Below are 10,306 nucleotides of genomic sequence, written 5' to 3'. Positions count from 1 at the left end.
TCGGTCGCCGGGGGCGGATCATCGTCGGTGCCGCCGCACGCAGCAGCAACGAGGGCAAGCACCACGAACAAAGCAGAGATGCGTCGCATAGGGGCAGACTACGGGCTACCGCGACAAGATGAGAGGTACACCGTGAAATTCGGAATGACGCTCGCCAACACGGGCCCCAACGTCGAGGGCGAGTCGGCGATTGGATATGCACAAGCGGCAGAGGCAGCCGGCTTCGAGTCGCTGTGGACGGTCGAGCACGTAGTGGTGCCCGAGGGCTACCAGACGCCGTACCCGTACTCGGAAGACGGCAAGATGCCCGGCAAGCGGGACGACATCGACATTCCCGACCCGCTGATGTGGATGGCCTTCGTTGCCTCGGTGACGTCCGAGATCAAGCTGGGCACCGGGATTCTCATCGTGCCGCAGCGCAACTTCGCCGTCACCGCGAAGGCCGTGGCCACGCTCGACCGCCTCTCGGGCGGCCGCGTGCTGCTGGGCATCGGCGCCGGGTGGATGGAGGAGGAATTCGACGCGCTGGGCGTGTCGTTCGCCGACCGCGGCGACATCACCGACGAGCATCTCGAGGCATACCAGTCGCTGTGGCGCGACGACGTGTGCTCGTACCAGGGCAAGCACGTCTCGTTCGACCGGGTGTACTGCCGGCCGCAGCCGGTCGGCGCCGTGCCGATCATCGTGGGCGGCGACAGCAAGCGTGCAGCTCGGCGCGCCGGCGAGCACGGCGACGGATTCTTCCCCGTCTCGGGAGACCTCGACGAGATGGCGATGCTCTTCGACCATGCGAAGCGCTGCGCGGAGCAGGCGGGGCGTGACCCCGACAGGCTCGACTTCACCACCATCGGCGCGGCCACTCCCGAGTGGGTCGAGAAGTACGCGGCGATCGGCATCACCCGGCTCATCACCAATCCGATGTCGCGCTCCAGGTTCGATGACTTCAGCCGAGACGTCATCACCGCCTACGCCGACGCCTAGCGGCCCCGCCTCCTGAGCTCAGATGCTCGACTCGCTGTTCGAGTTCATCGAGGCGTCTCCGTCGCCGTTTCATGCGGCTGCGGCTGCGGTCGACCGGCTCGCAGCGGCCGGCTTCGCCGAGGCGGCAAGGACCGATCCATGGGAGCGCCCCGATCTCGAATCCGGCGTCGCTGTCCGTGACGGCGGGACGGTCGTCGCCGTGCGGGCCGACGCTGATGTCGATCCCGACCGGTTGCGCTTCAGCGTGATCGGCGCGCACACCGACAGCCCCAACCTGCGTCTGCGCCCCCGGCCCGACAGCAGCGCGTCGGGCTATCGCCAGCTCGGCGTGGAGGTGTACGGCGGCGTGCTGCTGAACTCCTGGCTCGACCGCGATCTCGGCCTCTCGGGCCGTGTCACTGTGGTCGGCAGCAGCGGCCGCGAAGACCGTTCCCGTGATCTGTTCGGCGCCGAGGAGTACAAGCACACCCACTTTCCCTTCTGGGACGATGCTGAAGAGGATGCCGACGGCGGATCGGGCGCGAGGGCGCGTCCGATCACCGTGCTGTGGCGCTGCGACCGGGCGCTGCTGCGGGTTCCGCAACTGGCGATTCATCTCGACCGGGACGCCAACGACGGCCTGAAGCTGGACCGGCAGCAGCACACGACCCCGGTGTGGGGGCTCGGCGAGCCGAGCGCTGACGGATTCCGCGAGTTTCTGGCGACCGAGCTCGATGTCGAGCCCGACGCAGTGCTGGCGTGGGACGTCATGGCGCACGACCTCACGCCGCCGGCACGGCTCGGGCGCGACGGCGAGATGTACGCGGCGGGCCGCATCGACAACCTGGCGTCATGCCACGCCGCGCTGGAGGCTTTGGCCGGGCTTGCGGCCGTGCCCGACGACACGGCTGCGGTGGTGGTGCTGTTCGACCACGAGGAGATCGGCAGCGACTCCGCCACCGGCGCCGGCAGCCCGGTCCTGGCTGACGCGCTCGAACGCATCGCTGCGGCGCTCGGCGCCGACCGCAGCCAGTACCTGCGGGCGGTGGCCCGCTCGCTGTGCGTCTCGGCCGACGGGGCCCACGCGGTGCATCCGAACTATCCCGAGCGTCATGAACCGGGGCACATGCCGATGCTGAACGGCGGCCCGGTGATCAAGTCGAACGTCAACGTGCGCTATGCCACCGATGCGCGCACCAGTGCTCGCTTCGCGGCAGCATGCAACGCGGCCGGTGTGCCGCACCAGATCTATTCCCACCGGGGCAACCTGCCGAGCGGCTCGACCATCGGGCCGATCACGGCCTCGCGGCTGGGCATGGGCGTGGTCGACGTGGGCTCGCCGATGCTGTCGATGCACTCGGCCCGCGAGCTCGGCGGCAGCGACGACCCCGCCATGCTCACCGCCGCGCTCGGCGCCTTTCTCGCAGACATCTGAGGGCTACGCGCCCCTCAGCGGCCGAGCATGGCGTTGAGCGCGTGCATGACCGCAGCAATGTCGGGCCCGACGGCCAGCATGCGGTCTCCGTGTTGAATATACGTTTGACGTATAACGTCAATCTCGATAGAGTGCGGTGGAGTGATTCTCGGCTACAAGGACAAGAAGACCGAGATGTTTGCCAACGGGGAGTTCGTACCGGCGTTTCAGGGGTTTGAGCAGCAGGCTGCGAGAAGGCTGGCGATCCTGAACGCTGCCCCGTCTCTGGACACGCTGAGGGGATTGCCGAGCAACCGCCTCGAGGCACTCAAGGGGAGCAGGTTCGGGCAGCACTCCATTCGGATCAATCGCCAGTGGCGAGTGTGCTTCGTCTGGGTGGCAGGACAGGGGCCGACCGAGGTCGAGATCGTGGATTATCACTAGGAGACAAGGGACTCAGGAATGTTGCAGCGAGTTGTTCATCCAGGAGAGGTGCTGAAAGACGAATTGGACGAGTTCGAGATCACCCCGACCGAACTCGCCCGCCAGATTGCCGTGCCGCCCAATCGCGTGTCGCAGATCATCGCCGGCAAGCGGTCGATCACCGGCGACACGGCACTTCGGCTCGGGCGGTGGTTCGGCGTCGAGCCCCAGTTCTGGATGAACCTGCAGACCCAGTTCGACTTGGCGGTTGCCAGCCAGGAGATAGGCGAGACGGTGGAAGCTCTGCCCACGGCCGCCCAGCTCGGCTGACAATCGCAACGACGAATTCAACGCTGCCGTTGCCGCCGCATGCTCAGGCGTGGTGCAGGTGGTCGTCGAGATGCGAGCAGTCGTTGAACCGGCGCAGCATCCAGTCGCCATCGCAACGAACGACCTGGGTGATCGAGCAGTTGTCTGCACCGCCGAACGAGAACGGGGTGGAGCCCGTGATGTGTGCCAGCACCGCGCCGATCACCCCGCCGTGTACGCATGCCGCCACGAGCTGGTCGGGATGGGCGTCGGCGATGCGCCCGAGCGCCGCCATGCACCGGCCGATGAGCTGCTCGTTCGACTCTGCCCCGGGGATGACGTCCCAGCGCCGCTCGACGTGCAGGCGCTCGTACAGCGGGTGGTTGTCGGCTGCGTGCTGGCGGATGAGACCGCCGTCCCACTCCCCCAGTGCAACCTCGCGCAGGTCGGGCTCGACCGTGGGGGTCATGCCCGATCGCTCGGCCAGCGGCGCGAATGTCTGCTGGGTGCGCTGCAGCGATGACACGTACAGCGCGTCGATCGGCTCGTCGGCCAGCCGGCGTGCCATGGCTGCGGCCTGCGTGTGCCCCTTGGGGGCAAGCGCAGGGTCGCCCTGGCCGTCCAGCATCGGAAACGGCTCGCCCGGGATGAACGCCTGGGACGCCCCATGGCGCACCAGCAGCACTTCGGTAGCGCCGGGCGGGCGTATCCAGCGCTGCTGCTCGAACTGGCGGATTTCGGTGTCGGAGGCCGCCAAGGCTGTCGCATCAGGAATCGGGTCGTCGCAGACAGGCTCCGCGACAGGCTCCGCGTCTGCAGCCGCCACCGGCGTCTCGTGGGGTTGTGTCACGGCGGGCAAGCTAACGCCTGCCTCGCTGGGTCGGGCAGGCCGTGCTGGCTGCCCGACCTGGATCGGCTACTCGATTTGGTACGCGGCCTCGCCGTGGTCGCTCACATCGATGCCGGCCATCTCGACCTCGGCCGAGACCCGGATGCCCATGGTCGCCTTGATCACGCTGGCGATGATCCAAGTGGCAGCGAACGAGTACACGGTGACCACGGCGATCGAGAGAACCTGGTTCCACAGCAGCACGCCGCCGCCGAAGAACACGCCGTCGATGAAGTCGCCCCCGGGGACCGCCGAGGCGTCGGCGAAGAAGCCCAGCAAGATGCCGCCGGCCACGCCGCCGACCCAGTGGATGCCGACGACGTCGAGGCTGTCGTCGAATCCCACCCGGAACTTGGCCTCGATGGCGAAGAAGCAGACCACGCCGGCGATCGCGCCGAAGGCCAGCGAGTGCATCGAGCCCACGAAGCCCGCCGCCGGCGTGATGGCCACCAACGCCGCGACCACGCCCGAGGCGATGCCGATGGTGGACACCCGCTGGTGCCGTGCGTACTCGGCAAACGCCCAGCCCACCATGCCGGCGGCTGCGGCAATGAAGGTGTTGACGAAGGCCTGCGCCGCCGCTCCGTTGGCCTCCAGCGCAGAGCCAGCGTTGAAGCCGAACCAGCCGAACCACAGGATGCCCGCTCCCAGCATCACGAACGGAACGTTGTGGGGAACCGGCCGGTTGTGGGGCCAGCCGGAGCGTCGGCCGACGACGAGCGCCAGGGCCATGGCGGCTGCGCCGGCGTTCACGTGAATGGCGGTGCCGCCGGCGAAGTCGTGTGCCGGCAGGTTGTAGATCCAGCCGTCAGCGCCGTACACCCAGTACACGACCGGCGCATACACCAGCAGCGACCACACGGGCACGAACACCATCCAGGCCGAGAACTTCATGCGATCGGCGACGGCACCTGAGATGAGCGCCGGCGTGATGGCCGCGAACGTCATCAGGAATGCGAACGTGGCCAGCCCCTCGGCGTCGTGAATGCCGGCCATGCCCATCAGCGAGAAGTCGCCGATGATCGGCAGGCCGCTCTCGCCCGCTGCGAGGCTGTAGCCGACCAGCACCCAGATCACCGGCACGATGCCGAGGCACCACATGTTCATGTTGAGCATGTTCAGCGCGTTCTTGGCACGCACCATGCCGCCGTAGAACAGGGCCAAGCCCGGCACCATGAACAGTACCAGGGCCGCAGAGGTCAGTATCCAGGCGATATTGCCTTCCATTACATCTCTCCTCGTCGAGCGCGTGCGCGCCAGCGGGCAATGGGGCGGCTGATCCGAACATCTTTGCAGGTCACCCGCTCTTGAGCCGTGTTTCTGGCCGCCTCCGTTCTGTGTGCAAGAAAGCCGCCTATGGAGGCATATCTGCGCGCACTTGCTGCTGTGTCCGTTCTGTGTGCAAGAAAGCCGCCTGTAGCGGCATTTCTGCTCACATGTGCGGGGCGTGGCGAACGATTGCCGCCACGGCACTAGCGCGTCGTTGCAGTCGCGGTGTCGAGCGCCGCGGCGATGTCGTCCAGCAGGTCGTCGACGGTCTCGAGACCGACGGACAGCCGGACAAGGTCGTCGGGCACCTCCAGGGCCGAACCGGCGGCCGATGCATGGGTCATCGCTCCGGGGTGCTCGATCAGCGATTCCACTGCGCCCAGCGACTCTGCCAGCGTGAAGACCTTGGTGGATTCGACCACGCGCTCGGCAGCCGCACGCCCGTCATGGAGCCGGAACGAGACCATGCCGCCGAAACCGCTCATCTGGCGGCAGGCGATGTCGTGCCCGAGGTGATCGGGCAGTCCCGGGTACAGCACCGAGCGCACCGCCGGGTGGGCGTCGAGCAGCTCGACGACCGCTTGCGCGCTCGCGCCGTGACGATCCATGCGCACGCCGAGCGTTTTGACGCCTCGCAGCGTCAGGTAGCAGTCGAACGGGCTCGGCACGGCGCCCACGGCGTTCTGGGTGTACACGAGGTGGTCTGCCAGCCCATCGTCGTCGGTGGCCACGAAGCCGCCGACGACATCGCTGTGGCCGCCGAGGTACTTGGTGGCCGAGTGCACCACGGCATCGGCGCCGAGCGCCAGCGGCTGCTGCAGGTAGGGCGTGGCGAACGTGTTGTCCACCACCACGATGCCGCCGAGGTCGTGGGTGACGGCGCAGATGGCCTCGATGTCGAACACCGTGAGCAGCGGGTTGGTGGGCGTTTCCAGCCAGACCATGCGGGTGCTGGGCGTCCAGGCGTCACGGATCTTGTCAGGCGTGGTGAGATCGGCAGCCGTCATGGCGACCCCGGCGTTGCCGAACACCTTGTCGATCAACCGGAACGTGCCGCCGTAGGCGTCGTCGCCGAGCAGCAGGCTGTCGCCGGGGCGCAGCGCCCGCAGCAGCGCATCCGACGCCGCCAGCCCGCTCGCGAAGGCGAACCCGTGCTGTGCCCCCTCCAGCGATGCCACGCAGACCTGGTACGCGTGACGAGTCGGATTTCCCGTGCGGCCGTACTCGTAGCCGTGCCGGGGCAGACCGACTGCCTCCTGGGCGAACGTAGTGGCCAGCGAGATCGGCGTGACCACCGCGCCCGTGTAGGGGTCGTGGGGCTGGCCCGCCCGGATCGCCCGCGTCTCGAAGCCGAACTCGTCGGGGTCCTCGAAGCCCGACACCTGCGGATCGCCGCCCAGCATCAGCTGCCTCCGATTGCGTCCGCGCCGAGCGTCGCGACTGGCCTGCCCTGGTCATAGACCACGACCGCCTCGGGTCCCGCGAGCAGGTCGGCTCGGACCAGCAGCTCGGCGATTCGACCGACTGGTTCTCCGATGCCGACCGCGGGCAGAGGCGGTTCGATCGCCGCAGACACCGTTGCGCCGCCCTCCACCGCCAGCAGCCCGTCTTGGGCCACCGAGCCCACCACCTGAGCAGCGGCCAGTGGCATCTCGCCCGTGCACACCGGAACGGCACGTAATCCCGCCCGATCCATGCATCGCCGCGCAGCGGCCACGGTGTCGTCGGGCCGCACGAACACGAACTCGCCGTGGACGAGGCTGCTCACCGTTCCGGGCCCGGGCACCTGCGGCAGGAACCCCATCTGTGCCATCCACTCGTCGTCGAACACCCGACTGAGGTAGCCACGGCCCGAGTCCGGAATGAGCGTGACCACTAACGACTCCTCCGAGCGGCCGGCGGCATCGAGTTCCGCGGCAACGGCGAATGCGCCTGTCACAGCCGTACCGCCAGAACCGCCGATCAGCAGGCCCTCGCGCCGGGCAACCCGACGTGCCATCGCGAACGACTCGGCATCGGTCACGGGAATTCCACGGTCGACGACGCCCGGATCGTAGGTGGACGGCCAGAAGTCTTCGCCGATGCCTTCCACCAAGTAGGGCCGCCCGTCTCCGCCGACATACACCGACTCCGGCGGGTCAGCGATCACGACCTGAATACCGGGATCCTGTTCTTTGAGATAGCGACCTACGCCGGCGACGGTGCCACCTGTACCTGCACCCGCCACGAAGTGGGTGATGCGGCCCTCGGTCTGTGCCCAGATCTCTGGTCCGGTCGTTTCGTAGTGCGCTCGGGGGTTTCTCGGGTTGCCGTACTGGTTCGGCGAGTAGGCACCCGGCGTCTCGCTCCTCAAGCGCTCCGCGGTCGAGTAGTACGAGCGTGGATCGTCGGGCGCAACCGCCACCGGGCAGACCACCACCTCTGCGCCATAGGCCCGCAACAGCGCCACCTTCTCAGGCGCCACCTTGTCGGTGCATACGAAGATGCAGCGGTAACCGCGCTGCGCAGCGACCACGGCAAGGCCCACGCCGGTGTTGCCCGAGGTGGGCTCCACTATCACGCCGCCCGGCTGCAGCAAGCCGTCAGCTTCGGCGGCGTCGATCATCGCCACTGCGGCGCGGTCTTTCACCGAGCCGCCGGGGTTGGCGGTTTCCAGCTTGGCGACGACCGGCGTTGCGATATGCGGCTCGACCTTCCTCAGCCGAACCATCGGCGTGCGACCCACAAGGTCCAGAACCGACGGTGCAATGTCCAAGCCCTTCAGGGCCTCGGGCATCGGCGTCGGCTCCCGACTGGCGTCACTCACGGCGTCACAGCCTAGGAAGCATTGGCTCACGCTGCCCCGAACGCGGCGCTGCAGAACGTCTCCCCTCGAACACAACCCGGCGCCGCGGATCTCGAGCCTGACGACAGATCGCTGCGCGGCGACTGATGACTACGCTGTCGTCGTGCCGGTCGTCTCGATCAGATTCACCAACACGCTGCTCCACGAGCGGCTCAAGAAAACCGCTCGTCGGCGCAGCGTCTCGATCTCTACGCTCGCGCAGCGCCTGATCGACGAAGGACTGCGCATGGAGAATCACCCCCTCATCCACTTCCGACAGCAGACCACGGGGCGCTATCCGGCACTCGTGGGAGGTCCACTGGTTGTGTGGGTCATCGACATGCTGATCGGCGGGGACGTGCCGACCGAGCAACGCCGCGCCCGGACTGCCGATCTGATGAACCTGAGCCTGACTCAGGTAGACGCCGCGCTCGCGTACTACGCCGAATTCACCGACGAGATCGACAAGGACGTCGCCGAACGGAAACGGACCTCCGCAGAGATGGAATCGGCATGGCTGCGCGAGCAAGAACTGCTCGCAACCTGATCAGGACGCGGCGGGACCCGATTGCCACCGGACACTGAGCGACGTGCGCCTGCTCATCGACGAGATGCACTCACCGCGGGTTGCCGAAGCGTTGCGCGCCGACGGCTGGGATGCCGTCGCGCTGGCGGAGGACGGCACACTGCGCGGCAGCCCAGACGCCAGGTTGCTCGCGGTTGCTGTCGAAGCCGGCAGAACGATGGTCACCGAGGACAGCGGCGATTTCCTCAGACTCGCCCACCTCAGTCGCTCAGAAGGCAATGCTCATTGCGGCATCATCATCACCGCAAGCACACGCTTCTACCGCGGCTCGGTCGCATATCCGAACAACCTCATCGAGGCGCTGCGCCGCTTCCTCTTTCTCGGCTCGGATGCGGGCGCGTTCTCGGCGTTGCGCGGCGAGCACGTCGGGGTCGCGGGCGCTGGTGTTGCGCCAGCGCAGGTAGGCGTGCATGGCTCGGGCGAGCACGGTGTGGTTGGGGTGGTCTGAGTTGTTGAGCACGAACTCGCGCAGCGGCCCGAAGTGGGCCTCGATGGGGTTCGCCCACGAGCTGTAGGTGGGGGTGAAGCACAGCTCGACGCGGTTGCGGTCGGCCCATCGGGCGATGGCGGCGCCTTTGTGGGCGGACAGGTTGTCCAGGATCACGTAGATCTGCTCGCCGTCGGGGAGGCGGGCGCGGATGGAGCGCAGCGCTGCGAGGGTGTTGGCAGCGGACTTGCGCTGCCGAACGACGCCCCACAGCATGTCGTCGCCGACCGAGTAGCAGCCGTGGAACTGGCGCACTCCGTGGCCTTTGCGATAGTTCGCCCGCTGCCGCTGGGGGCGGCCCCGCGGCGCCCATCCCGACCCGGCCACCGGGCGGATCTGAAGCGGCCCGAACTCGTCGAACGCGAAGGTCCGCCCGGGATGGTTCTCGAGCACTTCCTCGATGCGGTCCAGCTTGGCGTCGCGGTCGGGGTCGTCGGTCTCCTTCCACGACTTGGTGCGCTGGAACGTGACATCGTTGGCCGCCAGCAGCTGACGCACCCGCTCCCGGCCGACCCGCACCCGCCGGCCGGGGTTGTCGTTCAGGTACGCGGCCAGCTTGCGGACGCTCCACCGCTTGAACGGCAGCCCCAGCTTCTCAGGACGCTGCCGGGCCGTCTCGACGATGAACGCCTCATCGTCAGTCGTGATCCGGCGGGGACGGCCACCCGCCCACTTGGGGTCCAACGACGCCATCCCCGACTCGTTGAACCGATGGATCATCTCGCGCACCCGGTCCTGCGACGTCGCCACCAGCCGGGCGATCACCCCCACCGAGTTCCCCCCAGCAGACGCATGAACCACCACAGCACGCCGCCACCGCACATGGGACAACTCCGACTCGGGGCCGCCCCCGCGGCGCACGATCCGCTGAAGCTCCCTGCCCTCCTCAGGAGTCAACCGCCTCACCCGCAAACGCTGTGTCATGCCCCCGATCACACCACACACCCACACACCAACCGCGGACGCGACCACCCCCAACGTTCATGGACACAGCACTAGCCGGTGCCCAGGCGGGCGACTCGGCTAGGGATGCAGCCGTGTCGCGGTTCGCAGCCGTCACTCATCCTCCTGCAGTTCGCCCGCGCCGCAGTCCGGCCGCAGGTCGCTGCTCCGGATCGTACGGCGACACTGCTCGTCGCTTCAGA

General features: G+C 67.8%; 10 protein-coding genes and 1 pseudogene. 6 read left to right on the top strand and 5 right to left on the bottom strand.

Annotated features, from left to right (window positions below; all coding sequences use genetic code 11):
- Positions 1-132: 132 nt before the first annotated feature.
- The 4 genes from VI480_RS00845 to VI480_RS00830 all read left to right on the top strand — a co-directional run bounded on the left by VI480_RS00845 (position 133) and on the right by VI480_RS00830 (position 3,127).
- The gene (locus VI480_RS00845; RefSeq protein ID WP_323670916.1) at positions 133-981 is read left to right on the top strand and encodes an LLM class F420-dependent oxidoreductase; all 849 of its coding nucleotides are present in this window, start codon (positions 133-135) and stop codon (positions 979-981) included.
- 22 nt (positions 982-1,003) lie between these two features.
- Positions 1,004-2,395: a M18 family aminopeptidase gene (locus VI480_RS00840; RefSeq protein ID WP_323670915.1), complete on the top strand. Its 1,392-nt coding sequence runs from the start codon at positions 1,004-1,006 to the stop codon at positions 2,393-2,395.
- Positions 2,396-2,569: 174 nt separating this feature from the next.
- The gene (locus tag VI480_RS00835) at positions 2,570-2,818 is read left to right on the top strand and encodes a type II toxin-antitoxin system RelE/ParE family toxin (protein ID WP_416246608.1); all 249 of its coding nucleotides are present in this window, start codon (positions 2,570-2,572) and stop codon (positions 2,816-2,818) included.
- A gap of 18 nt (positions 2,819-2,836) precedes the next feature.
- Entirely contained in the window at positions 2,837-3,127 is a 291-nt protein-coding gene (locus VI480_RS00830; protein ID WP_323670913.1) for a HigA family addiction module antitoxin, read from the top strand.
- 43 nt (positions 3,128-3,170) lie between these two features.
- Here the strand turns inward: VI480_RS00830 and VI480_RS00825 are convergent, their stop codons facing one another.
- The 4 genes from VI480_RS00825 to VI480_RS00810 form a co-directional block, all read right to left on the bottom strand.
- Complete coding sequence (locus tag VI480_RS00825; RefSeq protein WP_416246607.1) at positions 3,171-3,863, bottom strand: histidine phosphatase family protein; 693 nt, start codon at positions 3,861-3,863, stop codon at positions 3,171-3,173.
- Between the two features lie 159 nt (positions 3,864-4,022).
- A complete protein-coding gene (locus VI480_RS00820; protein WP_323670911.1) occupies positions 4,023-5,222 on the bottom strand; it encodes an ammonium transporter in 1,200 nt (399 codons plus the stop codon).
- 245 nt (positions 5,223-5,467) lie between these two features.
- Positions 5,468-6,667, bottom strand: a complete 1,200-nt coding sequence (locus VI480_RS00815; RefSeq protein ID WP_323670910.1) for a cystathionine gamma-synthase — start codon at positions 6,665-6,667, stop codon at positions 5,468-5,470.
- A complete protein-coding gene (locus VI480_RS00810; RefSeq protein WP_323670909.1) occupies positions 6,667-8,070 on the bottom strand; it encodes a pyridoxal-phosphate dependent enzyme in 1,404 nt (467 codons plus the stop codon). Before VI480_RS00810 ends, VI480_RS00815 begins: the two co-directional genes overlap by 1 nt.
- A gap of 142 nt (positions 8,071-8,212) precedes the next feature.
- Between VI480_RS00810 and VI480_RS00805 the strand changes: the two genes are divergently transcribed.
- Both VI480_RS00805 and VI480_RS15470 read left to right on the top strand, forming a co-directional pair.
- A complete protein-coding gene (locus tag VI480_RS00805; RefSeq protein WP_323670908.1) occupies positions 8,213-8,635 on the top strand; it encodes a hypothetical protein in 423 nt (140 codons plus the stop codon).
- 64 nt (positions 8,636-8,699) lie between these two features.
- A pseudogene (locus tag VI480_RS15470) lies at positions 8,700-8,864 on the top strand (DUF5615 family PIN-like protein); the annotation flags it as partial.
- A gap of 18 nt (positions 8,865-8,882) precedes the next feature.
- Here the strand turns inward: VI480_RS15470 and VI480_RS00800 are convergent.
- A complete protein-coding gene (locus tag VI480_RS00800) occupies positions 8,883-10,085 on the bottom strand; it encodes an IS630 family transposase (RefSeq protein ID WP_416246606.1) in 1,203 nt (400 codons plus the stop codon).
- Positions 10,086-10,306 lie beyond the last annotated feature (221 nt).

It is taken from the genome of Candidatus Poriferisodalis multihospitum (genome assembly GCF_028283155.1).
Classification (GTDB): domain Bacteria; phylum Actinomycetota; class Acidimicrobiia; order Acidimicrobiales; family Poriferisodalaceae; genus Poriferisodalis; species Poriferisodalis multihospitum.
This window is presented reverse-complemented; position numbering and strand designations above follow the sequence as displayed.